Below are 26052 nucleotides of genomic sequence, written 5' to 3'. Positions count from 1 at the left end.
AAAAAACGAAAGAATTACTCAAACACCACGAACTTTTCTCTTGGAACACCACAAACTGGACATTTCTCTGGGGCTTCATCAACTGCTGTGTAGCCACAAACTGGGCAGATGTAAACCTTTTTTATTTCCATATCCTTTTTCTGTTCCGCAAGCTCCTTTGCCTTTTTGTAGAGCTCTGCATGAATCTTTTCAGCCTCTAAGGCATAATGAATGCTCCTAATTGCCTCCTTCTCACCTTGAAGCTCAGCAACAGCTTTGTAAGCAGAATACATTTCTTCTACTTCAAACGTCTCACCGTCTATCGCCGCTTGAAGGTTGTTTGGGGTATCTTTAACATTGCCCAAAGCCCGATAGTGGTTTTTCGCGTGAATAAGCTCGGCAAAGGCTATAGCCCTAAAAAGCTTCGCAATATTCGGGAATCCTTCTTTTTCAGCAACTTCTGCAAAAATCATATATTTCATATGTGCTTGGCTTTCTCCTGCGTATGCATCTTCAAGAAACTTTTTCGTCATTTTCCTTTCGACTACCATATCTATCACCCGAAATAGCATTATTAATTTTCGATAGCGAAATATAAAAGGCTTTCTCCCCGATATTTATAAAACGAAATGAGAACACTACAGCTCATTTATCCTAACCTCAGCTTTTATCTTTCTCTCCAGCATCATTGCCTTTCTTACGTCTCCAATAACAACAACCCCAACGACTTTCTCTCCTTCGAGGAAAACTCTTGTTTTCTCATCGAGCCATTCTCCTTTACCTTTTGTTTTCCCTATTAGCGCAATTGGAAAGTCACCAAATTTGAAAACCGTAGAGCAGAATTCAAAATCGTACCTGTCCTCTTTGCCCCTTAGATTATTGGCAAGAACCCTTGCATGTTCCATAGCAGCTTTTGCAGTACCTCCAATTATCCCATTATATTCGGCACAGTCTCCAATAGCATACACGTTTTCAGCCGAAGTCCTAAAATGGTCATCGATCAGTATACCCCTTCCAGTGTGAATGCCACTTTTAACTGCTATTTCATTGTTGGGAATAACTCCAAGAGCACATACCTTGACTTCGCCTTCTACGTATCCCCTATCTGTAAAAACTCCGTTTTCATCTGCTTTAAGAGCATTTGCGTTGAGATAAAATTCCACTCCATCGCATTCGAGCTTTTCTATTATAACCCTTGTCAGCTCCTCATCAAGCCCAAGGAGATTGCTCCCTCTGTGAACAAGCCTCACTCTATGGCCTGCTTTCGCAAGATTTCCCGCAAGCTCAAGTCCTATAAATCCACCGCCGAGTATTAAGGCATCTCCATATTTTTCTATTTGCTCCTTGATTCTTTCAGCATCTTGGAGGGTTCTGAGAGTTTGTACGAACTCCTTGCCCTCAAAGGTAGGTTCCCTTGGCCTAGCTCCGGTAGCTATGATTAAGACATCGTAAGGAATCTCGTCATCGCTTGTTATCAGCCTTTTTCTGGCCCTATCTATCACCTTAGCTTTTATTCCTAGATTCAGGACTATTCCCTTATTTTCGTACCAGTCGAGAGAGTATGGAAAGAGCTTTTCCTTCTCAACAAATCCTGCTATGTAACGGCTCAACATTGGTTTGCTGTAATGAGGAACGTTCTCACGCTCAATTATCGTTACCTCGTGTTCCCCGGAAAGCTGATTGGCTAATTCTACTCCTCCAGGCCCGTTTCCAATTATAACAGTTCTCATAAGCATCTCCAGCCTTGGCTCCATAAAGGATTAAAAACTAGAAAGGTATGAAAAAGTCACCTTCCGAGTCTTTTCGCAAGTTCTCTGACTTCTTCCCTAATTTTTGCTTCATCTTCATCCGTAGTTCTGCCCTTTACCTCTATGGTACCCACATGATCAAACTTCGATTTCTTGAGGAGGGCTTCTATTTCTCTTCCAGCCACTCCTGCCCATCCAAATGTTCCCAAGACAAGCACTGGCTTCTCATAGTTGGCCTTGTCGAGGAGCTCATAAAGAGTGTGTCTTATGCGCGGGTGGACGTTTGCTTCATAGGTTGAAGCCCCTATAATGAGCGCTTCACTATCTGGAACATCTCCGAGGATATCGCTCACTGCTAGAGCTTCTTTGTCAGTAAACCTATAAACTACCGGCTCGAAGCCCAGCTTTTTCAGTTCATCAACCGCTATTTCGACGCTTCTTTCGACAAAACCGTACATCGAGTCATAGATTACCAAAATCTTGCCTTTCTTTGAAGCCCCTAATCCAACGTTTGCATAGTGCTGCAAAATCTTTTGGGGATTTTTGTGCCATATCAGGCCATGTCCGGGAAGAATCATCTTAACATCATCAACTATGCCGAGATTCTTTATCTTTTCGGCATTCTCCAGCAAGTATTTGCGATAATGGCCGATAACAGTCACTATATACTTGGTAACATGGGGCAAATATCTTTCAACAACGCCTTCATCACTGTCATCTACTCTCTCTGGAATTGAGTACCCACCCCAAGCATCACATGAAAAGATTATCTTATCCTCGACCAAATAGGTTATCATCGTATCCGGCCAGTGAAGCCACGGAAGTGCAATAAACTTCAGCGTCCTGTTCCCTATCTTCAGCTCCTCTCCATCTTTTACCGCACGAACGTTCTCTTTGATGCCGTGAAGAGACTCCAAAAGCCTCTTTGCAAAAGCAGTACCAATAATCTTGGCCTTATATCCATTCGCTTCGAGAACTTTTGGCAGAGCTCCGCTGTGATCTGGTTCCGTGTGGTGGACAATTATGTGAGTTATATCTTTTGGGTCAACTATGCTGGATAGAGCTTCAAGGAACTTATCGGCGTAGTCTTTCTTCCATGCATCGAAAAGAACAACGACATTGTCCGACTTCATGAGATAGGCGTTGTATGTTATCCCTTCCGGTATGTCCCAAGTGGCCTCGAAGTACTTCACCTGATCGTCGTCAATTCTCAAAAGATAGAGCTCGGGCTCGTCAAGAAGTTTTTCAATCCAAACCTTTGGCATTTAACATCACCCGTACTGGTTTAAAATTTAGAAATCAAAGATATAAAAGGTTTTCACCTCTGCAAAAACTCAAATATCTCCTCAAGATTCGGGAGCTCCCTTATTGGGTACACTTTGAAGAAGATTATTTTCCCCTCTTCATCCATCAATATGTTTGCCCTCTCCGAAAGGCCCTCTTTTTCTCTAAAAATGCCGTATAACCTTGCAACTTCCCCATGCGGCCAAAAGTCGCTTAAGATTCTGAGTTTCTTAAGTCCCATGTGCTCTGCCCAAGCTTTTTTGCTTGGAATTGCATCAACGCTTATACCGACCGGAACAACGTTCAAATTTTCGAATTTCTCATAGTTTTCTTCAAGGGCTTTCATCTGTTTTTCGCAAACGCTCGTCCATGCCAGTGGATGGAAAGAAAGAAGTACTTTCTTCCCCCGAAATCTGAAAGCCTAAACTCTTCCCCATCTTGGTCTTTTAACACAAAATCGGGGGCTTTTTCACCAATTTTCAACTTTCCCACCTCAAACCTCAAAAAGCTATGTAAGTCAATTTTAATCTCCAAAAAGGTTTATATAATTTTCCATTTTTTCCTCAGCTTGCCCCACGAAAATAGAAAAAAGATTGAAAAATCACTCGAGCTTCTTGTAACAGAACCACCAGTCGTAGCACTCAATTTCGCCCTTCGCTTTTGCTTCTTCGCGCTCCTTAACTCGGTCAACGGTGCTTGCAGGTGGAACAATAACCTTGTCATCAATGAGCTCGTTGTTAGGCCACTTGTGTGGCAAAGCCACGCCTTTCTCGGTGCTAATCTTGAGGGCTTTCACAAGGCGGAGTATCTCGTCCCAGTCTCTGCCAACTTCGGCAGGATAATAAACTATCGCCCTTATTACGCCCTTATCATCAACTACAAACACAGCCCTTGCTGTGGTTGTTGCACCGCTTGGAATCATGCCGAGCTTCTCAGCAAGCTCACCGCGGTCATCTGCTATGACTGGGAAGGTTATCTCTTCGCTTAAGTTTTCCTTTATCCACTCCATCCATTTAATGTGGCTGAACACCTGGTCAACACTCAACCCTATAGGCTCAACACCAAGTTCTCTGAACTTATCTACCCTCTTCTGCATAGCGTAGAACTCAGTTGTACAAACCGGAGTAAAGTCCGCTGGGTGGCTGAAAAGAAGGAACCACTTGCCCTTCTCAGCGAAGTAGTCTGGGAGCTTTATTACTCCGTGGGTAGTCTTAACCTCAACCTCTGGGAACTTTTCTCCAATAGCTACCATTTCCCATCACCTCATATACCGTTTTCTATTACAAACTATATAGGTTCGGACATATAAATTTTTTGGTTCGCCTAACAAAATTCGTAATCCCTAATCAGTTTTTGATTTTAACAACTTTCCATTACTAACTTCGAAAAGGGAACAGATTAAAGGGATACAAACTCCAAAACCAGTTCGTACTTTTCGCAGTGTTTTTTCAACCTCTCCATGACTCTCTTATCTCCCCCAAGAACTGGCCAGAGAATCGAATCTATATGCAACGGAGGGATTTTAACTTCCTTTGCAACTTCCCTCCAGAAGGCTATAGGATTTCCCTCTGTGAACCTTTTCGTGTACTTTTCAATTCTAAAGTCTCTCGGAATGTCAATCTCCATCGGGTAGGGAAGGAACTCCCCAAAAGCTATTCTAGCTGCATAGCCAAACATTTTAACGGCAAAAACGATTGTTTTTGCATCTTTCTTTGCGTTCATGGCTTTAGCCAAATGATCCCTAAACTTCAGCATGTTATGGTAGTAATTTCTTAAATCTTCAATCGTTAATGAATTCAGAAAAGGCTCCAGCTTTTTAAGACGATTCAATTTCGGCTGGATTAACCGCTTATTATTTTTTGACGCTGGCAGGAAGTCGGAATAAGCCCTTACAATGCTCCCCGTCGGAGGATTTTTTGAAAAATACCTTGAAAACTCCCACCACCAGTTTTCCCCTTTCCCCGAAAGCTGATAGCTCACAATTGAGTTCGCTATCACGAGCTTGAGGAAAAGTTCATCGTCATTAAGGTTTTTGTGGAGGTTCTCCAAAGCTGAAAACTGCAGATCAACTTTCTCCTCAATAATCCTAGCGCATTCAATGCCGAGTTCTTTGAGAATGGTTTTGAGAGCTTCGACTTTCACTTTTTCCACCAAAAAGAAATAAGAGCGGAGATTTATAGAATTTGTGAAAAGATTAAAAAGGCTATTCAGCCTTCTTTTCTTCCTCAGGCTCTTTCTTCTCCTGTGCTTTGGGTTTTGTCGGTGGCTTAAGGCCATAGCCAAGAATCCTGAACTCCACTACCTCACCATCTCTCAGGGTGTATCTCACTTTGCCGTCTTCAAGGTACTCTATTTTTGCCAAAGGATGCCTGTAGTCCTTGAACTTCCTTACCTTTTCCTCTGGCAGTGGAACCCAGTCAAAGAGCTGAAGCTCCTCCTCTTTCCACTCTGTGGTTAATATGTAGTGCTCAACATGGCCTAATGCTCCAGTAGGACATACATCGACACAGAACTGGCAGAATGTGCACCTTCCGTAGTCTATCTTTGGATGTGCTCTTTTTTCTCCCTCAATCCACGTCATCTCTATAGCCCTTGCGGGACATATTTGCCCGCACATATTACAGCCTATACACTTTTTCCAGTCGAGCGTGTGGAATCCTCTATACTTCTCTGCTATTTGGGTTTGCTCATAGGGGATTTTAATGGTAATAGGCTTTTTGAAGAGATACTTGAGCCCAAGCCAGGGCTTAAGGAATGAAGGTCTCTTTTTAACCTTCTCTTCGGGGGCAACTTTAAATTCAATCCCTTTTGCGCTCTCCATTTTTATCACCTGTCTATATCCGGTGGGCAGTTATCAAGGCTCACCAAGATCACGGGCACATCTGCTATCCTTGCTCCCACTAAAAGCTGCTCTATCACTCTAACTCCATGGGCTATGCTTGGACCTCTTAGCTGAAGCCTGTAGGGCTTGTTGCCTCCGTCGCTTACAACGTAAGCTCCAAAGTCACCCTTGCTTGACTCTACGTGGGCGTATGCATCTCCTGCCGACACTTTGAACCTCGGAAGAGCTTTAAGGCCGGGATGGTCAACCTTGTAGGGCCCACTTGGCGGCCCCATTTCGAGGAGCTGCTCAAGAATGTAGAGATCCTGCTCAAGCTCAAATCTTCTTACGAGGACTCTCGCCAATGCGTCTCCCTCTTTAAGCACTGGTACCTCAAAGTCAAGCTCCGGATAAAGGAGGTACGGATCAAGTTTTCTGACATCTGCTTTAACTCCAGTTGCCCTGAGGTTTGGTCCTGTTACACCTTCTTCCAAGGCAAACTTCTTGTCCATAACTCCAATTCCCTCAAGCCTCCTGTGGGCAATGTAATTTTCGAAGAGGATGTTGTCGAAGTCTTTAAGCTTGTCTTTTAGGTACTCCACAGTGTCTTTAAGCTGCCTTAACCACTTGTCTCCGGGTATGTCCCTTCTAACTCCTCCGGGGATCGTGTAGATGTGGTAAACTCTCGCTCCAGTAAGCTGCTCAAAGAGTGCCATGAACCTTTCTCTATACGCAGCAGCCCACTGTCCAGCGGTGTAAACTCCCAGCTTGAATGCAATTCCCATCGTCCAGAATAAATAGGCACTAACCCTTGCCATTTCAAGAACGGTCGTTCTGATCCATTGAGCTCTCTCTGGAACTTCCCAGCCCATAAGCTCGTCAACGGCCATTGAGTATACTGCCTCCGGTACATCCGGCTCTGGAACACATACTCTCAAGAGGAGTGCTATGTTTGTGTACCAAGGCCTGTACTCGGCTAGTTTTTCAAAACCTCTGTGGAGGAAGCCGGGGTTTGCTATGGCCTTGACGACCCTATGACCGTCCATTTTGAGGATTAAGCTGTAGTTTTCGGTAGCCATGTGTTGGGGTCCAAAGAATAACTCGTAAGTGTCCTTCTCAAGAGGCAGTAACTCCATACCATTCTCTCTCGCTTCCCTAATCAACTCTTGTTGTGAAACCATTTTCTCACCTCAGATTACATAGTTTTCTTTATCTTCCTCAAACCTATCAAGCAGTTTGTACTTCCTCTTCACGTATCCAAGCATATCGAAGTCTTTTCTGTGAGAAACACCCGCTTCCCTATCCTCATCCTCAAGAATCCACGGCATTTCAAGCTTATCGTTGCCTTCAAACGTCACTTTATAGAACTCGTGGACATCTCGCTCATAGGTTTCGGCAACTGGATAAATGTCCCTAACGCTCGCCACTTTGGCTTTATCAACGTCCCTCGGGATTCTCGTCTTTACAAACGCATGGACACCGTGAGTGTAGCTCCACATCTGGTAAATGAGCTCTATCTCGCCATCTTTTAACCAGTCAACTGCCGTTATCTGCATCATTGATTCAAAGTTGTTTTCCTTGAGTAAGACCAGAAAATCCCGTATTCTATCAGGAGGAATGTGAAACTCTATTCTTCTCTCCCTTCTAACCTTTCCCTCCGCGTATGGTGCCTTTTGAAGGATTGTATCTACAATTTTTTGCTCTTTTTCGAGGCTCATTCTTCTCCTCCCCCGATTTCTTTCCTTTTATCCATTAACCATGGAATCCATCTTCTTGCGGTTTTTTCTCTCCAGCCCTCGCCAAAGAGCTCGTCTTGGTTCTTCTTGTAGTATTCGTAGTTTTCCTTGTAGCGCTTCCATCCATCCGCTTTTCCTGTTTCAATGAGCTCCATCATCTTCTTTATCCCATCCATGACGGCTTCAGGTCTCGGCATGCAACCGGCTATGGCTACATCAACCGGTATGTACTTGTCGAGGTGTTTGATAGCATTGTAACCGTCCCAATAAATTCCACCGTTTAACGGACAAGAGCCGTGGGCAAGTACGTACTTCGGATCAGGCTGCATCTCGTAGGTTATGATAATTCTCTTGAGCGTCTTTGGGGTAACGTAACCGGTAATAAGGAAGAGATCAGCCATTCTAGCTGCTGGGTTAGGCATTATACCGAAGCGCTCGAAGTCATAGCGAGCTGTTGCCAGCGGCGGCATCTCTATACCGCCGCACCCAGTACAGAACGAAACAATCCACATGCTCCTTTTTCTCGCAAAGTTGATGAGCGGTTCATACAATCTCCAGTCCACCATCTTTTTCACCTCACAAACTTGCTAATATCGCTCCGAGAGCGGCTATTATTGTTGGCCACTTCCAGTAGAACTTCGCCGCCTGGTCTATTGTGAACCTTGGGAATATTGCAGCCATAAAGGTGGCCACGAGGAGCACTGCTATCTGCTTGATTAGGAGTATCACTAAGCTTGCCAGTGTGTTTAATATTGGACTTGCAAATGCCGTAACTGCTGCTCCGCCTAGGAAGATGTTGCTGAAGAACAAGGTCTCCGCGAAGAGGGCTATGGCGTGCTGTATCTGGAGTATTCCCATGTGCTTGCCGCCGAACTCGACCATTGGTCCCAAAGAAATTTCACCCGGAGCAATCATTATGTCAAAGGGCTCCTTTCCAAACATTGCCTGCAGGACAATATCGTAGGCTATCGCCGCTAAGAGCAGCGGTAGATGGAATATGCTCCATCCCATCGTCTGCTGTGCCATGACTATCTCATAGGTGCTGAAGGTTCCGTAAAATTCAGCCAAAGCAACTATGGCGAAGCCAAGGGGCACTTGAATGGCGAGCATTGTGAGCAGTGCACGCTGGGCACCTATGCCCGCGTAAGGATTTCCAGAGCTCATTGCGGCAAACATCATGCCGAGCATTGGTATCTCAAGGAGGAAGGTGATGAGGACGAGATCACCGTAAGCTCTGAGCACACTGATACTTCCGAGAGGAATGAACACAAGGGCCAGTATAGTCGCTCCTAGGGCGTAGATTACTCCAAAGTCATAAATTAAACCGTGGGTTATGTTGCTCTTCTTTGAAAGGAGCTTTATGGTATCGAGGATGGGCTGGTAAACCGGAGGTCCAACCCTCCTGTGAATTCTTGCCGTGACTATTCTGATTATTCCCATGAACATGAAGCCCACGAAGGTTGCATAAATTAAAATTAGGAAAGCCTTCAAAGCAGTCTCAATCATTCTTCACACCCCCCATAATGCAAGGATTAGTAAGACTACTGCCAGATACCACGCGTAGCTCTGAACATTCCCATTGTAGACGTAGTTTCTCAAAACTTCTGCTAAATCCTCGACCCAAGCTCCTATGTCTTGATAGAGCTTGTCGAAGCTTATTCTGAGCCAGAAGGCGAGGGTCTCTTTAAGTGGCAGGAAGAAGTTCCTCCTTATCGTTAAGTTGTACTCCATTGTAACAGGGTTACCCGACTGGTAAGTGTCTGTAACAGGCACTTTTCTGACCTTTGCACCCATAAAGTAGATTATTCCGGCTATTACAATGCCCACTACGAGGTAGATGAGTATTGCCAGCGCGTTGTACCTTCCAAAGCCTAAGTCAAGCACAAAGAGGTTTCCGCCGATAACTTCCTTTCCAAATATCTTGTTAAGCTCCCTAGCGACTAATCCTGGAGCTATGCCCAAGACGACGTTAAACAGTGCCAAAATTGCCATTGCTGTCGCCATTGGCAGTGGGGCATCCTTTGTGTTCTCTAGCTCACTCGGCCTCTGTCCGAACCATACTGCGTAGGTGAACCTAATGAGGTAGACAAAACCTATGGCGCTTCCGAAGAACACCATACCTCCAAGTATCGGGAGGTTCTGGCTTATGACCGCTTCAAAGAGAACCCACTTGCTAGCGAAGCCAACCAATGGTGGTATTCCCGCTAAGCTGAGGATTGCCACGAAGGCCATTGCGAAGGTGAAGGGCATCTTTTCCGCCAAGCCTCCCATATCGGCGAAGGTTGTCTTGTCCGTCCTGTAGACTATCGTGGCAACTATGAGAAAGAACAACCCCTTGAAAAGTGCGTGGCTTAATGCGTGGAAGAGAGCGGCTTGCATGCTTAAAGCCGTTCCCACTCCTATACCCACTAAGATGTAGCCAAGCTGGCTTATACTTGAGTAAGCAAAGAGCTTTCTTATATCTTCTTGGAGAGCCGCTAAGAGACCACCCACAATTATCGTTAGGCCTCCAAGGAACGCTATTATGTAGCCGAATTTTGTTGTGCTTCTAAATCCTCCAAATTCAATTGCTAATCTAGTGCCCATAAGGATGTACAGCAGTACGAAACCATAAACTCCAGCCTTGCTTAGAACTCCGCTGAACATTGCGGCATAGCTCTGATTGGTTTCTGAATATGCATCTGGTGCCCATACGTGTAGAGGGAACATTCCGGCTTTAACTCCAAACGCTATGAGGAAGAGCAGGTATATGAGAGCACTTTCACCCTTGCTGAAAAGGGTATCGGCTCCGAAAGCTGTCGCATAGGCTTCCTTGTACATCGCCTGCTGTATCTGGGCAAAGTCAAAGGTACCAAGTTTTGCGTAAATAATTCCCAGTGCGATAAGCATTGCATAGGCTCCAAAGACGCTCAGCAGGAAGTACTTGAGCGACGCTGCCTTGTTGTAGTGTAGAACCATCATGAAGCTCGCAAATGTCATTATCTCCCAGAAGATAAAGAACGCCATTAAGTCGTTTGCAAGGAAAACACCAAGTACGCCGCTGAGGCTCATTAACGCAAACAGCCACTCGTAGCTGTCTCTACCTGTAGATACTAACGCCAAAATTGCTGCAAATCCCACCAAAGCTCCTATTCCGAGGAAGAACCAATTTAACGTGTTCAGGGCAAAGGTTAGCTTGAAGACTCCCAGGTTGAGGACAAAGCTAAGGCCCTCACCCGTTTTTTGGTAGAGCAAAGCGGTGTATCCAAGTGGCACTGCGGCACCCAAAACGCCAACGATCTCTCTGATTCCCTTAACATCAATAAGCCATGCAAATGCGCCGGCTATTAGAGGAGTAAACACAATTAATGCTAATTCGTTCATGGGTTCACCCCCAGTAGAGGAACGTTCTTAACGTATTGGGCAACGTCAAAGATGTCGCTTCCAGCCTTTTGCATAGCATTCCAGAAGGGTTCTGGATAGATTCCGATGACTATTATCAAAGCAACCAGTAAGAGCATCACCAGTGCGAGCACGTTGCTCTCTTTCACCTTTTCTCCCTCTCCTTTGAACCACATTGCATGTATCAGCCTTATGTAATAGGTAGCCTCCACGAGACTTGCGCCTAGGATCAACGCTACCACCCAAGTGTACTGAGCGTTTAACGCTGCCAGAATAAGCTGCACTTTGCTCCAGAAGACGTTGAAGAGCGGAATTCCTATGATGCTTACTGCACCTACGGTTATGGCAAACGCGGTAATTGGCATCTTCTTTCCCAAGCCCTCAAATTTGCTAATCTCTGCTCCTCCAAGCTCTAATGCAACGTAGCCAACTGCCAAGAACATGAGAGCTTTAACTATTGCGTGGTTGAACATGTGGAATACGCTTGCACTTAAGCCGGCTTGAGTTCCAAGGGCTAAACCCACGGCAATCAGTCCTACCTGAGCTATGCTGGAATAAGCAAACATCCTCTTAACGTTGCTCTGTCTTAAAGCGCTCATCTCGCCTATTATAACGGTAAGAGTTCCCAAAATTATCAGCAGCCTTAGGATTGAGTCCCATCCTTCAACAGCACTTAAAATGTAAATCACTCTGCCCATGGCATAGAGAGATGCCTTAACCACGAAGGCGGAAAACATTGCCGTTACCGGATGAGGGGCTTCTTGATATGCATCGGGCGCCCAAGCGTTAAGTGGGAACTGCTCTGCTTCAACTGCCAGTCCAAAGATAAGCAAAGCCAACCCAGCTTTTGCAACGGTTGGATTAACTAAATGTGCCAGCTCTGCGATGTGAGCCATGTTGAGTGTTCCAAGGCTTCCGTAGATCAAGGCCACACCAACAAGGAAAAAGCTTGAGCCAATTCCTCCAAGGACAATGTATTTGAGTGCCGCTTCGCTTGCCTCTCCGGTTTTGTTGTAGGCAGTCAATGCGTAAGCACTAATTGCGGTAATCTCCATAAAGACGAAGAGGTTGAAGATGTCTCCAGTGGAAATCATGCCGGTTGCACCGAGCATTAGAAGGAGAAACAGCATTGCATATTTGTCCTTTGGTTCAATGCTAACTGCTCTAAGACTAAAGACCGCCATTAGAAAGCTGGCAAGTGCGATAACCAGGACAAACAGCGCCGCAAAGTGTCCGATGTATAGGTTGATTCCCACTGGTGGCTTAAATCCGCCAGCTAGGACTATTATGGGCTTCCCAGTTGTGTAAACTTCATTAAATACCCACGCCGCGATTCCAGTCTGGATTAATGTTACCAAGACCAAGAAAGGCATTACTGCATTCTTGCTTGTTCTCTTGAGTATTGGGATGAAGAATGCACCAAACAACGGTAACGCGATGAGGAGTGAAGCGTACTGACTCATCCCCTCAACCTCCTTATCTCTTCTACGTTAAGGGTTTTGTACCTCTCATAGAGGTTTATAACAACGCTTAAGGCCATTGCAGTTGTTGCAACGCCAATAACAATAGCTGTAAGCACCAACGCCTGAGGAATTGGGTCAACTGCCCTATCCGGAGTTATCCCCTCGCTAAGTATGGGCGCACTTCTGCCGCTCACATAACCAACGCTGATGAGCAGTAAGTTAACTCCCGTCTCCATTATGCTGAGACCAACCAGTATCTTGAGGACGTTCCTTTTTGTTAGTACGGCATAAAGCCCAATAAGGATTAAAGCGATTGAAGCAAAGTAGTACGGGTTCATTACCCTCCCTCCTCGGGCTCTTTAATCATGTTGTCAACAATTCCCGTGAGCTCGGTGCCGACCTTGATCCCAATCAGGGTGTAAATTATGGGTATGAATCCTGCACTCAGAAGCCTTCCCACGTTTTCTCTTCCGATTCCCCATGTTTGCCATATCCAGTCAAAGAGGAAGTATCCACCTATTGCCAAACCTATAAGGCCAACTGTCACATAGCCAAGTCCCGCAAAACCCTCAAGGGGCTCAAAGATCTTGTGGTCTATCTCGTAGACCGTGAAGGCCAAGTAAAAGAACAAGAACGCTGTTGCGATTGTTGCTCCACCGGGGAATCCTCCGCCCGGGGTTAAGTGCCCATGGATGAATATGTAAGCTCCGAAGAGCATTATAAACGGCAAAAGAAGCCTCGCACCTGTCGTTAGGACAATGCTTCCTTCTGTTTTGGCAGTCCTCTTTCTCTTCTTCCTCCATAGAAGTGCCGCAACGCCGGTAGAGGCTATAAAGAGCACGGTAACTTCTCCTAGAGTGTCAAAACCTCTGTAGTTAACGACCACAGCGGTTACAGCGTTTATGGCACCTGTGTCTTCAGTAACATGCTCAAGGTAGTACTTGCCCACGAGCATCCTGTCCTGTCCAAATGGAATCTGATCAAGTGCTTTTGCCATCCAGAAACCGATTATTAGGATAAAGACTATGGCAAGGATTCGCTTTACCATCTCGCCCACCATCCTGTGCCTTCTTCTTCGCTCTCGTACCTCTCAGTCCTCTTTATTGCAAATATAAACACGGCAGCGCTCAATGCAGCACCTATTGCCGCCTCTACCATAGCCACATCGGGTGCTTGGAGGAAGAAGAACGCTATCGAGGCAAAAAGACTCACTGCAGCCATTCCAATGACTGCCGCTAGGAGATCCCTCCATTCAACTGCGAAGATTGCGGAGATTACCATGAGAGCGGTTATGAAAATCGCGACCCAATCATTCATCCTTTTCACCCTCCTCCAAAGCCTCTTCTAAATTCCCTTTTATCCCCTCTACTCGCTCCAGAGACTTTTCTGCCTCCTTGTACTTATCAACGACGCTGCCTTCCCATAAGGGCACTCCGCTCCTGTAAGCAGCCCTAATTAGTGCATGTGCGGATATTGGATTAGTGAGGAGCAGGAATATGGCAATTACCAGTGTCTTTGGAATCCAAGAGTAGCTTCCCACCTCTCCAATAGCCCATATTCCAGCGCCTATGATCACACCCAGAGAACCCAGAGTTGCACTTTTTGTTGCAGTTTGCATTCTGTTGTATACATCTGGCATTCTAATTAAACCCAGCGCAGATACCACATAGAAGAAAGCTCCAATGAGTACAAGAACCTGGCCGATTAGTGATGCAATGCTCATAAACCTCCCTCCATGTATCTGGCAAAAGCTACAACTCCGACAAAAGCGAGCACGGCATAAACCAGCGCTACATCAAGGAATATTGCTCTCTTGTAGTAGAGGGCAAACAGCACCATCAAGCCGGTGGTTAAGGTCGTCATTATGTCTACTGCTACGATTCTATCTGCTGTAGTTGGCCCTCTGAAGAACCTGTACATGCTCAAAACAACGGCAGCGGCAATTAGGAATAGATAAACCGCTATCATTCGAAGATCACCTTCAGGAATTTTTCAAAAGGCTTAGTTATTTTCTCAGACGCACCTTCTACACTTTCGTCCTTCACATCAATCCAGTGGATGAAGTAGCGATTTCCTTTAACGTCAAGGGTAATTGTACCTGGAGTCAAAGTTATTGAATTGGCAAGAGCCAGTTTTCCAACGTTATTTGTGAGAACTGTTTTGCATTCAACAATTCCTGGGTTAATGGGTCTTTTTGGATGCAGAACACGGTACGCAACGTCTAGATTTGCCTTTATCATTGCCCAAAGGAAGTAAGGTATGTACGCTATGAAATAAAGCACTCTCTTCGGGCTAAGATTCCCTAAGCCCCTCTCCGTGAAAACCTCATAAGTCAGCGCGCCAACGATTAGTGCGAATATTGCTCCAATTGCAACTTCTTGGGGATCAAAACTGCTCGTTAGAAACAACCAAATAACAAACAATGTCAAAACGGTGTAAATATATCGGCTTATCCTGCTTGCTTCTCCCATTTAACAACCCTCCACAAGTCAAGGTTGAAATTTTTTACACCTAATGTTTCTAACTATTATTGCGAAATCAATATTTATAAACCTTATTGAGATGCCAAGAGGTTAACAACCAATGGTTAAAGAAATAGAACTTCGTTTTTTCAAATTTGACAAAAAGAAAAGTTTCTGGACTAAAGTTGCGAAGAATCAAAAGCAAAAATTAACTATAGTACCAAGCCGATATTTCAACCATGTAACCAACGTCAATATAAAAAAGTTGAAAAGAAGCTCAGTAATCAGTAAATAGAAATACGCTTAACACCTTCAAGCTTTGAGAGTTCGTTTATTAGATCGCCAGGAATCGGCTTCTCGGTGATTATTGTTAAAGTGGCCTCAGGATAAAGCTCGGGATCCTCTGCAACGACCTGTACAATGTTTATTCCCCTTTCTGCAATCTTCGATGCAACTTTTGCCAGTATTCCTATAGCCCTTGGCTCTGGTTCTATTTCTATGACTCCATAACCGACGTGCCTTCCGACATACTTCATGTGCACTGTTGGCTCAAGGTTTGTGTATATCTCTCTAAGTTCAGGGATTTTTAGTATCATGGCAACGGTCTCTTTGACGACTCTTCTATCTACATCAAGAGCTTTGGCTATTTTGGTATATGGAACCTCTATCTCACCGCATTTGATTTTCATGTCATCTGAAACCTTGAGGCCATATTTCAATAACAGTTTTGCTATTTGCTTTCTCACTGGATACTCGTCAAAGTAGTGCTCAAGTTTGCCCCACATTTCCCTCACCTCTCCCACATTTGTCCACAGTAGTCCATCATTAGACTATATATCGCATAAAGTATTAAAATGTTTCCATGCGGAACTGTGTTCTATTATGTTTTATAAGCTTTGCTAAAATTTTAAAAGACCCCACCCTTAAGGGGGAACATGATGAGAATAAAGTTCCCAAATTCCTATTTCGAAGAAGTGGACACTAACATAAGACTGGTTTGGAGAAACACTCTTTATGCTGATTTTGAAAAATCCCTTCTTGAAAAGGCAATTAGAAGGAAATTCAAAATTAAACCCGAAATTAGTGTTGAAAATGGATACCTTGTTGTAAACACAGAAAACGAAGAGATTGAGAAATTTATTGCTTTTTTAATTCAGAGCCACCTCGGAGAATTTTTGAAAAACAGGTACACAAGAAGAAAAGTGCTGTACATCCACGAAGGAATGGAAGTGCCCCTCTTAGGCTACAACGGGTTCGGGCTAATAGATAGGGGTACAAATTTAATCCAAGTTAGAGGATCAACAGGGTGCAACCTCTCATGTATTTTCTGCTCTGTTGATGAAGGGCCCTATTCAAGAACCCGACTTCTCGATTACGTTGTTGATGTTGACTACCTGCTAAAATGGTTTGATGAAGTTGCCAGATTTAAAGGCAAAGGGCTTGAGGCACATTTAGATGGACAAGGAGAACCACTACTATATCCATTTATTGTGGAGCTGGTTCAAGGGCTTAGGGAAAACCCAAACGTCAGCGTAATTTCACTGCAGAGCAATGGAGCACTGCTAAACGACAAGCTTGTTGAGGAGCTAGCAGAGGCAGGGCTGGATAGGGTGAACCTCTCAATTCATTCCCTTGATCCCGAAAAAGCAAAAATGCTAATGGGAATGAAGGACTACGACCTTAACCACGTTTTGGAGATGGCAGAGGCGCTTATAAATGCCGGGATTGATGTTCTTTTGGCCCCGGTAATAATCTTCGGAATAAACGACAATGAGGCAGAAGCATTTATAGAATTCGTCCGGAAAATTGGTGCCGGAAAAAGATGGCCCGCTTTGGGTTTCCAGAATTATGTCCCCTACAAGTTTGGCAGACGTCCCACGGTAAAGTTCCTATCGTTTAAAGAATTTTACGCATGGCTTAGAGCTTTAGAAGAAAAAACTGGGATGAGGCCTCTTGTTCTAAGGCCAGAACACTTTGGAATGCACAGAAGGAGGTTCATCCCTCTGCAGTTCCACGTTGGAGAAGTTGTCAAAGTAAAGGTTATCCTCCCCGGAAGAATTGAGGGAGAAATGCTGGGAACTGCGAGAAATAGGTTGATAGAGATTATAAACACGAATGCAAAAGTTGGAGACGAAATCAAGGTAAAGATTGTGAGAACAAGGCACGGGATTTACGTTGGAACTCCAGTTTAGAAAACTTAATATACATCACCAATGATATCACTTTCGGTGATACTTAAATGAGACGGCGCTTTGGGGCTCTTCTTTTGCTAATGTTCATGTTAAATATAATAGCATCAGGATGCCTTCAATCACCCACAACCCAAGAGCTAAAACTTCCCTCAGGAAACTATCCCCCCATCTACATAAACGAAAAAAGCCAAAATATGTGTCCACCAGGTAAAGTGCCCGTCACGTTCAGATACCAACCAGAAGAAAACGTTACTTCTGTGAGTCTGCGAGGAAGCTTTAACGACTGGGGAGAACTGCCCATGAAAAATGAGAATGGAACATGGGTAAGGACAGTATGCTTAAATCCCGGCAGATACGAATACAAATTCTTTGTAGATGGCGAATGGATAAAAGATATGTCAGCAGTTGATCCCACAGCAGATGCTTACGTAGATGACGGATTTGGCGGAAAAAACGCCGTTAAAATCGTAAAAGGGGAACAAGGCCTGATAATAGAACACGACCCTAAGAACCCCGCTTATCTATCGATTGCCGATAATAGAACGGTAATTAGGTTCAAGGTACAACCCAACCAGATACAATCGGCATTTCTCGTGGCTTCCAATGGAGAATACAAAATGGAGCGTCAGCTATGGTGGGGGTCTGGAGAAGTCTGGAGAGTGGAGATTCAAGAGGTAAGCCCCATAGAATACTACTTCAAACTCACAACAAACAATGGAGAGGTTCTCGTCCTTAATACCTCCAAAAATCCATTCTTCACCTTTGATGGGATAAACAGGTTCCCCCAAGTGGAGTGGGTGAGCAAAGGAATAGGCTACCAGATATTTCCGGATCGCTTTAATAACGGTGATCCAAGCAATGATGCATTAGCTCTCCAAACCGATGAGTTTTGGTTTAATGAGCTTATAAATGAAAGGCCCATTCTATCAAATTGGAGCGACCCAATAAGCCCACTTCACTGCTGTCACCAGTACTTTGGAGGAGATATAAAAGGGATACTCGAAAAGCTGGATTACCTTCAAGAACTTGGGGTTACTGTTATCTACCTAAACCCGATATTTCTAGCTGGAAGCGCTCACGGTTACGATGTATACGACCATTACCGCCTCGATCCACAGTTTGGAAGCGAAGAAGACCTAAAGATTCTCATTGAAGAAGCTCATAAGAGAGGTATAAGAATTATCTTTGACTTTGTCCCCAACCACAGCGGAATTGGACATTGGGCGTTTCTGGATGTGGCATCAAGAGGAAAGAAAAGCCCTTACTGGAACTGGTACTTTGTGCAGAGATGGCCATTTAAGTTGGGAGATGGAAAAGCATATCTTGGGTGGTGGGGACTCGGAAGTTTGCCCAAGCTCAACACAGCCAATCCAGAGGTCAAGGAATATTTAATAGGTGCCGCACTGCACTGGCTTGACTTTGGCTTTGACGGCATTAGGATAGATGCGCCACAAGAGCTCATAAACGCCGAGGAATTTTTCTCCGAGCTAAGGAAAGCCATCAAGGAAAAGCACCCCGATGCATACATAGTGGGCGAAATATGGGAGCTTTCTCCGAGATGGGTGCAGGGAAACATGTTCGACTCCCTCATGAACTACGCTCTCGGAAGAGATATACTCCTTGCTTACGCAAGGGGAGACTGGAATGGAGAAAGAACGCTGGAGCTTTTGGGCAGATACTACGCAAGCTACGGAGAAAACGTCATTGCCATGGGTTTTAATCTGGTAAGCTCCCATGACACTTCAAGAGTCCTTACAGATTTAGGAGGTGGCAATTTAGGAGACACACCAAAGCCAGAAGCAATTCAGAGACTAAAACTTCTTTCAACGCTCTTATACACTCTTCCAGGCATGCCCGTAACTTTCCAAGGAGATGAAAGAGGCCTCCTAGGGGACAAAGAACACTTTGACTCCCATAGATACCCAATACAATGGGATACCGTGAATGAAGATGTGTTAAACCATTACAAGAGCCTCGCAGATTTAAGAAAAAGCGTTCCGGCGTTAACAAGCAGCAAAATAAAGTTCTACACCTCAAAAGAAGGCGTCCTAGCATTTTTCAGGGGACATGATGACGAGGTTCTTGTAATTGCAAACAACGTCCCCAAAGACACATCTATTCCCCTTCCTCCAGGCAAATGGAAGCAGATATGGCCAGAAGGAGAGAAAATATTTGAGAAAGAGATAACAGTTCCAGGGCTGGAAGTTCTGGTACTCGTAAAGACATAGCCTTTTTTATTTTGTTTATTTTTTAACCATTCAAATAAATCTCGAACTTTTCACTCTCAATTTCCCCTTCTCATAAAGATCCAAAAGAATCTCGGCAATTCTTTCTCCCGCTTTTCCATCCCCAAAGGGGTTCTTAGCATTTGCCATCCTTCTGTAGAATTCTTCATCGTTCAAGAGCTTCTCTACGTAGTGGAGAACTCTGTCTTTCTCAAGGCCAACTAAAACGTTCCCTCCAGCTTTTATTGTCTCCGGTCTTTCCGTGTTGTAGCGTAGAGTCAAGCACGGGACGTTAAGGATTATGCTCTCTTCTTGAATTCCACCTGAGTCAGTTAAAACAATTTTAGCGTTTTTCTGCAGCTTCAAAAAGTCAAGATAGCCAAGGGGTTTTGTGAGAATCACGTGTTCCTTCGCTTTCAGCTTTTCCCATAAGCCTGAGGCTTTTAGCCTCTTTTCCGTTCTTGGGTGTACCGGATACACTACAGTTATCGGCAAGGAAGTTATTATTTCCACGAGTTTTTTGAGGTTCTCTTCACTATCAGTGTTTTCAGCTCTATGAGCAGTCAAAAGAGCATATTCTTTTGGCTTTAACCCCAACTTTTCCAGAATCCTGCTTTTCTTTTCGGCTATTTCTGAATTCTGGAGAACGGAATCAACTATTGTATTTCCAACGACATACACCCCTTCAATTATTCCTTCCCTCTCAAGGTTTTTCTTTGCATCCTCAGTTGGGGCAAAAAGGACTTCACTTGCATGATCTGCTAAGATTCTATTTATTTCTTCCGGCATTGTCCTATCAAAGCTCCTAAGACCGGCTTCAACGTGGGCAACAGGAATTTTAAGCTTGACACTCGCCAAGGCACCAGCTAAGACTGTGTTGGTGTCCCCTTGAACTAATGTAACATCCGGCTTCTCTTTCATGAGAACCTCCTCTATCTTTATCATCGCCATTCCCGTTTGATATGCCTGGGTTCCAGAGCCCACTTCAAGATGGTAGTCAATTTTGTGGAGCTCCAGCTCTTCCAAAAAAATCTTGCTCATTTCGTAATCATAGTGCTGTCCCGTGTGGATCATTAGGGGCTCAATACCCCTTCTTTCGAATGCCCTTATCACCGGTGCAAGTTTTATTATCTCTGGTCTTGTACCGAAGACAAACGCCGGCCTCAATACTCGCCCCTCCCGATTCCCTTAAATACAAACCCTTTCGGAGGATTCTTCACAACATGTCTCCCGTCTATAAGAATTTTGTTCCTCATAAGCCTTCCCAGTGCCTGCCAGTCCAGAGTCTTAAATTCTGGATGATCAGTCGCTATCACAACGGCGTCTGCTCCCTTTAGGGCATCTTCAAGGTTCTCATGCGTTCCCTTTACATAGGGGTCGTAAGTTCTCACTTCCATAACGATATCTTTTATCTCTTCAATAAACTTAAGGGCTGGTGAATTCCTTGTATCGTCTGAATAACCCTTGTATGCCAGTCCCAAAACCACTACAATCGCTTCTTCTACAGGAAGGTTAATTGTTTTCAGGGCATCTATAAGAAGATCCTTTGCAAAGAGAGGCATGTCTTCATTGATTTCTCTTGCTTTCTTTATCAATCCAAAATCTTCTTTTGCAGAACTGAGAAGCAAATAGGAGTCTTTTGGCAAGCAATGACCGCCAACACCAATTCCCGGCATGTGTATTTTAACTCTCGGATGGGTATTAGCGAGCTCAATAGCCTCGAAAACATCAATTCCATATTGGTGAGCTAAAAATGCGAACTCGTTTGCCAGAGCAATGTTCACATCTCTGAAGGTGTTCTCCATGAGCTTTACCATTTCACTTGTGGTAGAGTTCGTCTTGAAAATCTGACCTTTTACAAAGGTTCTGTACAAAAGTTCAGCTAGTTCGGCGCTTTCTTCGTTTATTCCTCCAAGTATTCTGGAATTATAAACGAGCTCCTTGAATATCCTTCTCGGCATGACCCTTTCGGGAGCATGAACCATGTAAAAGTCCTCTCCAGCCTTAAACCCGGTTATGTCTTCTATAAGCTTTGCCATTCTTAGGGTCGTCATGGGGGGAACAGTACTCTCTATGATCACGAGAGAGCCTTTCTTCATGGATTCAGCAGTCGTTCTGACGGCGTTTTCAAGATAACTTAAATCCGGAGTTTTATCTTCTTTCAGGGGAGTCTGGACACATATTATGTAGACATCTTTACCCGCTATCTCTTTTTTATCCGAGGTGGCTCTCAAATTTCCGTTTTCAATTGCCTTCCTTAACATATCCTCTATTTCGGGCTCAATTATATGAGAAGTTCCAGAATTTACTTTTTTCACAACATCTTCCCTTATTTCATACCCTACAACTTTGAATCCAGCATTGGCAAACATGATTGCCGTAGGGAGACCGATATAACCTAAGCCTATAACAGCAATCTCAGCGCTTCTGTCAGCTATTTTTTCTCTCATGCGTTCTCACCAAGGAGAAAGATTGAACATCAAAATTTAAGGTTTTTCCACGAAACAATTTCAAGTGGTAATCCCGAAGATTTCTCAAGAAACTTCAGGAAAATTCGCCCAAAACACATTTATTGAGGGAGATTTGACAAATTACTTTGATTTTATGCATTATTTCAAGAACTGAAAGCGTAATAAACGATTAACAAAACAAAGAACCATACTGTAGCTTGAGAAGTTAAGGTTAGAAAACCGTTTTATGGAAACCCTTTTAATGGACAAGGCTGTTCATAACAATGGGTGAAATTCGTGAAGATATGGATAGATATTGTCAACTCACCTCACGCTCACTTTTTCAAAGGTATAATCAGGGAGCTCGAAAAGAGAGGGCACGAAGTGTTGGTAACTACAAGGGAATTTGACGGCCTAACTGGAATTTTGGACATGTTGGGGATAGATTACTATGTTGTGGGCAAACACGGCGGATCAACTCTTGAAGGAAAGCTTATAGCAAGTACCGAAAGACAATACAAGCTATCCAAACTCATAATTGAGGAAAAACCGGATTTGGCCCTCTATAAAAATTCTCCCGAAGCTCCAAGGGTGGCTTTTGGATTGGGAATTCCCACAATTGGGTTTGCCGACAACGACACTGCCGTAGCTGTCAACAAGCTCATGCTGCCCTTCACGAGAAGATTAATCTATCCAAAGGCCATAGACGCATATGAACTCATAAAATGCGGGGCAGATGTAAATTCCCTTAAGCCAATAAACGGCATTCCCGAATTAGCCCACATCTATGGCTTCATCCCCAGCAAAAAGCCCCTAAAAGAACTCGGCTTATCCCCATACAGCTACATTGTAATGAGAACCGAACCTATAAAGGCCAACTACTTTAACGGCGATGCCGAGAAGAGTGTCCTCGAAAACGTGATTCCCTTACTCCCCGAAATTCCCATAGTTCTATTCCCAAGAACGGAAAGTCAAAAGAAGCGCTTTGAACACTTTGAGAACGTCATAATCCCAGAACACGTTACAGACAGCTTGTCTCTCCTTTACTATGCAAAGCTGATGATCGGTGCAGGAGGAACAATGAACAGAGAAGCCCTGGCTTTAGGAACTCCGACCATTTCAACTTACCCAGGCAGGCTTTTGGCAATCACAAAGTGGCTTATAAGCCTTGGCATTAAGTTCCACTCAACAGACCCCATAAAGGTTTCAGAAAAGGCCTGGGAGCTTATGAGAAAGAACGGGGCGTTTAGGAAGCATATTAGAAGTGTAATTGCATCCATGGAAAACCCAATAGATGCATTCTTAAGAGAAGTCGAAATTTACGAGGAATACGGCACCTTCCCTGCTCCAAAAGTTGCCGCAGGAGAGCTAGTGGACAAAAGATGAAAGTTAAAATTACTTTTTCTTTGATTTCATTTTAAACAACCGAAGCGATAACTGGAGTGACATAAGCTTCAACAAATGCTGCCACTAGGAGCATTATCAAAGACAAAGCAAGCATTTTCATGGATTTTCTGAATCCGCTCAAGAACCTCTCTCCTAAGCTTCCTTCTCCGTTAATTAGCTCAAGATACCACTCCACCCCACCAAGGCCCGCAACTGCAAAAGCCGGGATCTCTATTATTCCATGGGGGATAATCGCCAGAAGGATTTTTGCCAAGCTTTCTCCCTGCGCGTTGAAGTATTTGATCACTATACCTACTATAAAGCCATTAAAGAACAGTATCCCCGCGGGAACTATGCCAAAAAGTAGGCCGCCAAGAGCACATATCACTGCAACTCTCGAATTGTTGAGAAATATAAAGGCGAAAAGGCCAAATTTGTCGGTGTTTTCCTCCACAACTCCTCCAAAAAACTGCCTAAGGTTTGAGAATAAGTTCTCAGCGGAGCTCGGACTCAAAATAGAGAATACTACCCCAAAGAGAACTCCAGTGAGAAAGACTCCAAGAAAAGCGTAGAAGACTTTAGTTCTCATTTTCACCACGCAGAGCATTTTTAAGGGCGACCTTAAAGTCCTCAACGTTTATGTAAGGCATCTCAACGTCCAGCCTTACCGCAAAGAACTCTTCTATTGCTTTCTCAAGTTCCTCAAGCCGTTTTCCCTTTAAGGCGTTCTCAAGTTCGCCGATTGTCTCCTCTGGATAGACAAAAAAGTCGCCGGTAATCTTTACGTCTTTTGCAATGCCGTCTTCATCCTCAATTTCAAACCTTATAAGACCTTTTTTGGCTTTGTGCTCACCTATCCTTTTCATACCCACCACAGACAAATTTAAAGCGGGTAGTTTTTAAAGGTTTATGAAAAATGGGAAGCGGGTGGTAAGCGTGGCTTACGATGATGTGAAGAGAGAGGTCAAAGAGATATTAGAAAATGTCATTTTAGAAATGCTCGAAAAAGAGGGCAAAACGTGGGAAGGAGAGATTTTATTTGATGAAACACCCAGCATGGAGCTCGGTGACTTTGCTACCACTGTAGCTTTTCAGCTCGCAAAGGTATTGAGAAAAGCCCCAAGGATGATAGCCCAAGAGATTGTATCAAAACTGGAAGGAAAGCTTCCCGAGTACATCTCAAAGGTTGAGGTTGCTGGCGCTGGATACATAAACTTCTTTTTAGACTATGAAAAATTCGGAAGGATTATCACAGAGGAAATCCTTGAAAAAGGCGACAAATTCGGGGAAAGCAACATAGGGAACGGAAAAAAGGTTATAGTGGAGCACACCTCCGTAAACCCAACCAAGCCACTCCACATGGGGCACGCAAGGAACTCCATTCTTGGAGATACGGTCGCCAGGATTATGAGAAAACTCGGCTACAAAGTTGAAGTGCAGAATTACATAGACGACCTCGGAGTCCAGTTCGCTCAGGTTTTGTGGGGCTACCTTAACTTAAAGGACGAGTTTGAAAAAATCGTTGATGAGCTCAAAAAGAAAGGACTTTCCAAAGGCGAGGTAATTGATCACGCCTTGGGTTTGCTCTATGTTGAGGTTCACAAGAGGATGGAAGAAAACCCAGAAGTGGAGAAGCAGATAAGGGCGCTTATGAAGAAACTGGAAGAAGGAGACAATGAAATAGCCGAAGAGGGTAGAAAATTAGCAGAGAGGGTCGTTAGAGCTCAAATGGAGACCACTTACAGGATGAATATCTTCTACGATTTGCTCAGCTGGGAAAGCGACATAGTGAAAAGCGGCATATTCGAAGAAGCATACGCCATGATAGAGAAGAACGAGCATTTTGAATGGGCAAAAGAGGGCAAATACAAAGGAGCATTCATTATGAAGCTTGGAGACCTCTTTCCAGACATGGAAAACCCAGATATGGTGCTTATAAGGAGCGACGGAACGGCAACGTACACTGGAAAGGACATAGCCTATCACCTATGGAAGTTTGGCAAAGTTAAGGCAGATATGCGCTACAAGCTCTGGGACAAGAAGGACGACCATGAAACCTGGACCACGGCGAAGGAGGGCGAGAAAATGCCTGGCAGGTTTGCAAACGCCGATATAGTGATAAACGTCGTTGGTTCCGAGCAGAGGTACGAGCAGAAGGCAGTTGCATATGCTCTCAAGCTTCTCGGTTACGAAGAGGCGTACAAGAACTTCTACCACCTAGCCTATGAACACGTCGTAAGGCCCGAAGGGAAGTTCAGCGGAAGAAAAGGGACTTGGATAGGATTTACTGTAGATGAGGTGCTTGATGAGGCTGTAAAGAGAGCCAAGGAACTCGTGGAAGAGAAAAACCCAAGCTTGAGCGAAGAGGAAAAGGAAAGAATAGCAGAGGTAGTCGGGATAGGCGCAGTAAGATACAACATGCTAAAATACTCACCAGAGAAGATAATAACCTTCAGATGGGACGATGTGCTGAACTTTGAAGGCGAGAGCGCCCCGTATATCCAGTACGCCCACGCGAGGTGCTGCTCTATCATAAGGAAGGCCAAAGAGGAAGGAATACCTGTTGAGGCAGAAGAACTGCTGAGCAAAGCAGACTTCTCAAACCTCGACTTGAAAGAAAAAGAGCTCATAAAAGTCCTCTCCAAATTCCCAGAAGTCATAAAAATAACTGGAAGGGACATAAAGCCCAACCTAATAGCAAATTACGCAAACGAAGTGGCTATGGTCTTCAACAGATTTTACATGGCACTGCCAGTTCTAAAAGCTGAGGAAGGGATAAAGGAGACGAGGCTCCTCTTAGTCTTGGCTACAAAGCAAGTTCTCAAGAACGCCCTTGAGCTTATGGGAATAGAAGCCCCAGAGGTTATGTGAGCCTTTTTCTTTTTCTCTTCTGAAAGTTTCAGGAAGAATATGAATATTCCACAA

At 44.3% G+C, this 26052-nt stretch carries 27 protein-coding genes and 1 pseudogene; 4 read left to right on the top strand and 24 right to left on the bottom strand.

Features of this window, described 5'->3' with window-relative positions:
• Nucleotides 1–14: 14 nt before the first annotated feature.
• From NF865_RS02975 to trpY, 20 genes and pseudogenes are all read right to left on the bottom strand, one after another.
• Nucleotides 15–530 (bottom strand): rubrerythrin family protein, encoded by a 516-nt coding sequence (locus tag NF865_RS02975; RefSeq protein WP_253305728.1) that lies wholly within the window; start codon nucleotides 528–530, stop codon nucleotides 15–17.
• Nucleotides 531–617: 87 nt separating this feature from the next.
• Complete coding sequence (locus NF865_RS02970; RefSeq protein ID WP_253305727.1) at nucleotides 618–1709, bottom strand: NAD(P)/FAD-dependent oxidoreductase; 1092 nt, start codon at nucleotides 1707–1709, stop codon at nucleotides 618–620.
• A gap of 56 nt (nucleotides 1710–1765) precedes the next feature.
• The gene (locus NF865_RS02965; RefSeq protein WP_253305123.1) at nucleotides 1766–2992 is read right to left on the bottom strand and encodes an FprA family A-type flavoprotein; all 1227 of its coding nucleotides are present in this window, start codon (nucleotides 2990–2992) and stop codon (nucleotides 1766–1768) included.
• Between the two features lie 53 nt (nucleotides 2993–3045).
• A pseudogene (locus tag NF865_RS02960) lies at nucleotides 3046–3464 on the bottom strand (peroxiredoxin).
• 148 nt (nucleotides 3465–3612) lie between these two features.
• Nucleotides 3613–4263 (bottom strand): peroxiredoxin, encoded by a 651-nt coding sequence (locus NF865_RS02955; RefSeq protein WP_253305122.1) that lies wholly within the window; start codon nucleotides 4261–4263, stop codon nucleotides 3613–3615.
• 146 nt (nucleotides 4264–4409) lie between these two features.
• Nucleotides 4410–5165, bottom strand: a complete 756-nt coding sequence (locus NF865_RS02950) for an N-glycosylase/DNA lyase (protein WP_253305121.1) — start codon at nucleotides 5163–5165, stop codon at nucleotides 4410–4412.
• Nucleotides 5166–5214: 49 nt separating this feature from the next.
• The gene (nuoI, locus tag NF865_RS02945; protein ID WP_253305120.1) at nucleotides 5215–5832 is read right to left on the bottom strand and encodes an NADH-quinone oxidoreductase subunit NuoI; all 618 of its coding nucleotides are present in this window, start codon (nucleotides 5830–5832) and stop codon (nucleotides 5215–5217) included.
• A gap of 5 nt (nucleotides 5833–5837) precedes the next feature.
• Nucleotides 5838–7013, bottom strand: coding sequence for an NADH-quinone oxidoreductase subunit D (locus NF865_RS02940; protein ID WP_253305119.1), 1176 nt, complete (start codon nucleotides 7011–7013; stop codon nucleotides 5838–5840).
• A gap of 9 nt (nucleotides 7014–7022) precedes the next feature.
• On the bottom strand, nucleotides 7023–7550 hold the full coding sequence (locus NF865_RS02935) for an NADH-quinone oxidoreductase subunit C (protein ID WP_253305118.1): 528 nt from the start codon (nucleotides 7548–7550) through the stop codon (nucleotides 7023–7025).
• Nucleotides 7547–8134, bottom strand: a complete 588-nt coding sequence (locus NF865_RS02930) for a NuoB/complex I 20 kDa subunit family protein (protein WP_253305117.1) — start codon at nucleotides 8132–8134, stop codon at nucleotides 7547–7549. The genes NF865_RS02935 and NF865_RS02930 overlap by 4 nt, the downstream gene beginning before the upstream one ends.
• A gap of 10 nt (nucleotides 8135–8144) precedes the next feature.
• Nucleotides 8145–9074, bottom strand: a complete 930-nt coding sequence (locus tag NF865_RS02925; RefSeq protein ID WP_253305116.1) for a respiratory chain complex I subunit 1 family protein — start codon at nucleotides 9072–9074, stop codon at nucleotides 8145–8147.
• A 3-nt stretch (nucleotides 9075–9077) separates the two neighbouring features.
• Complete coding sequence (locus NF865_RS02920; RefSeq protein WP_253305115.1) at nucleotides 9078–10931, bottom strand: proton-conducting transporter transmembrane domain-containing protein; 1854 nt, start codon at nucleotides 10929–10931, stop codon at nucleotides 9078–9080.
• Nucleotides 10928–12412, bottom strand: a complete 1485-nt coding sequence (locus tag NF865_RS02915) for a proton-conducting transporter transmembrane domain-containing protein (RefSeq protein ID WP_253305114.1) — start codon at nucleotides 12410–12412, stop codon at nucleotides 10928–10930. Before NF865_RS02915 ends, NF865_RS02920 begins: the two co-directional genes overlap by 4 nt.
• Nucleotides 12409–12750: an NADH-quinone oxidoreductase subunit K gene (locus NF865_RS02910; protein ID WP_253305113.1), complete on the bottom strand. Its 342-nt coding sequence runs from the start codon at nucleotides 12748–12750 to the stop codon at nucleotides 12409–12411. The genes NF865_RS02915 and NF865_RS02910 overlap by 4 nt, the downstream gene beginning before the upstream one ends.
• A complete protein-coding gene (locus NF865_RS02905; RefSeq protein ID WP_253305112.1) occupies nucleotides 12750–13460 on the bottom strand; it encodes a Na(+)/H(+) antiporter subunit B in 711 nt (236 codons plus the stop codon). The genes NF865_RS02910 and NF865_RS02905 overlap by 1 nt, the downstream gene beginning before the upstream one ends.
• Nucleotides 13454–13729: a DUF4040 domain-containing protein gene (locus NF865_RS02900; protein WP_253305111.1), complete on the bottom strand. Its 276-nt coding sequence runs from the start codon at nucleotides 13727–13729 to the stop codon at nucleotides 13454–13456. Before NF865_RS02900 ends, NF865_RS02905 begins: the two co-directional genes overlap by 7 nt.
• Nucleotides 13722–14135, bottom strand: coding sequence for a monovalent cation/H(+) antiporter subunit G (gene mnhG, locus NF865_RS02895; RefSeq protein WP_253305110.1), 414 nt, complete (start codon nucleotides 14133–14135; stop codon nucleotides 13722–13724). The genes NF865_RS02900 and mnhG overlap by 8 nt, the downstream gene beginning before the upstream one ends.
• Entirely contained in the window at nucleotides 14132–14380 is a 249-nt protein-coding gene (locus tag NF865_RS02890; RefSeq protein ID WP_253305109.1) for a monovalent cation/H+ antiporter complex subunit F, read from the bottom strand. Before NF865_RS02890 ends, mnhG begins: the two co-directional genes overlap by 4 nt.
• Complete coding sequence (locus tag NF865_RS02885; protein ID WP_253305108.1) at nucleotides 14377–14883, bottom strand: Na+/H+ antiporter subunit E; 507 nt, start codon at nucleotides 14881–14883, stop codon at nucleotides 14377–14379. The genes NF865_RS02890 and NF865_RS02885 overlap by 4 nt, the downstream gene beginning before the upstream one ends.
• 275 nt (nucleotides 14884–15158) lie before the next feature.
• Entirely contained in the window at nucleotides 15159–15659 is a 501-nt protein-coding gene (gene trpY, locus NF865_RS02880; RefSeq protein WP_253305107.1) for a TrpY family transcription regulator, read from the bottom strand.
• Nucleotides 15660–15809: 150 nt separating this feature from the next.
• Here trpY and NF865_RS02875 point away from each other — a divergent pair, with 150 nt between their 5' ends.
• Entirely contained in the window at nucleotides 15810–17066 is a 1257-nt protein-coding gene (locus NF865_RS02875; RefSeq protein WP_253305106.1) for a radical SAM protein, read from the top strand.
• A 47-nt stretch (nucleotides 17067–17113) separates the two neighbouring features.
• Complete coding sequence (locus NF865_RS02870; protein WP_253305105.1) at nucleotides 17114–19294, top strand: alpha-amylase family glycosyl hydrolase; 2181 nt, start codon at nucleotides 17114–17116, stop codon at nucleotides 19292–19294.
• A gap of 30 nt (nucleotides 19295–19324) precedes the next feature.
• On the opposite strand, the gene wecB is transcribed toward NF865_RS02870, so the two are convergent.
• Together wecB and NF865_RS02860 are read right to left on the bottom strand one after the other, a co-directional pair.
• Nucleotides 19325–20458: a non-hydrolyzing UDP-N-acetylglucosamine 2-epimerase gene (wecB, locus tag NF865_RS02865; RefSeq protein ID WP_253305104.1), complete on the bottom strand. Its 1134-nt coding sequence runs from the start codon at nucleotides 20456–20458 to the stop codon at nucleotides 19325–19327.
• Nucleotides 20455–21741, bottom strand: coding sequence for a UDP-N-acetyl-D-mannosamine dehydrogenase (locus tag NF865_RS02860; RefSeq protein ID WP_253305103.1), 1287 nt, complete (start codon nucleotides 21739–21741; stop codon nucleotides 20455–20457). Before NF865_RS02860 ends, wecB begins: the two co-directional genes overlap by 4 nt.
• Before the next feature lie 297 nt (nucleotides 21742–22038).
• On the opposite strand from NF865_RS02860, the gene NF865_RS02855 reads away from it, so the two are divergent.
• Complete coding sequence (locus NF865_RS02855) at nucleotides 22039–23127, top strand: DUF354 domain-containing protein (RefSeq protein WP_253305726.1); 1089 nt, start codon at nucleotides 22039–22041, stop codon at nucleotides 23125–23127.
• Between the two features lie 31 nt (nucleotides 23128–23158).
• On the opposite strand, the gene NF865_RS02850 is transcribed toward NF865_RS02855, so the two are convergent.
• Nucleotides 23159–23716 carry a stage II sporulation protein M gene (locus tag NF865_RS02850; protein ID WP_253305102.1) on the bottom strand — a complete coding sequence of 186 codons (558 nt, stop codon included), beginning with the start codon at nucleotides 23714–23716 and terminating at the stop codon, nucleotides 23159–23161.
• Nucleotides 23706–23993 carry a lipoate-protein ligase small subunit gene (gene lplB / locus NF865_RS02845; RefSeq protein WP_253305725.1) on the bottom strand — a complete coding sequence of 96 codons (288 nt, stop codon included), beginning with the start codon at nucleotides 23991–23993 and terminating at the stop codon, nucleotides 23706–23708. The genes NF865_RS02850 and lplB overlap by 11 nt, the downstream gene beginning before the upstream one ends.
• 70 nt (nucleotides 23994–24063) lie before the next feature.
• On the opposite strand from lplB, the gene NF865_RS02840 reads away from it, so the two are divergent.
• Nucleotides 24064–25998, top strand: coding sequence for an arginine--tRNA ligase (locus NF865_RS02840; protein WP_253305724.1), 1935 nt, complete (start codon nucleotides 24064–24066; stop codon nucleotides 25996–25998).
• The last annotated feature ends 54 nt before the right edge of the window (nucleotides 25999–26052 follow it).

Source organism: Thermococcus aggregans (assembly GCF_024022995.1).
Classification (GTDB): Archaea; Methanobacteriota_B; Thermococci; order Thermococcales; family Thermococcaceae; genus Thermococcus_A; species Thermococcus_A aggregans.
The sequence above is the reverse complement of the archived record's forward strand: the minus strand, read 5'-3'. Positions and strand labels throughout refer to the sequence as shown.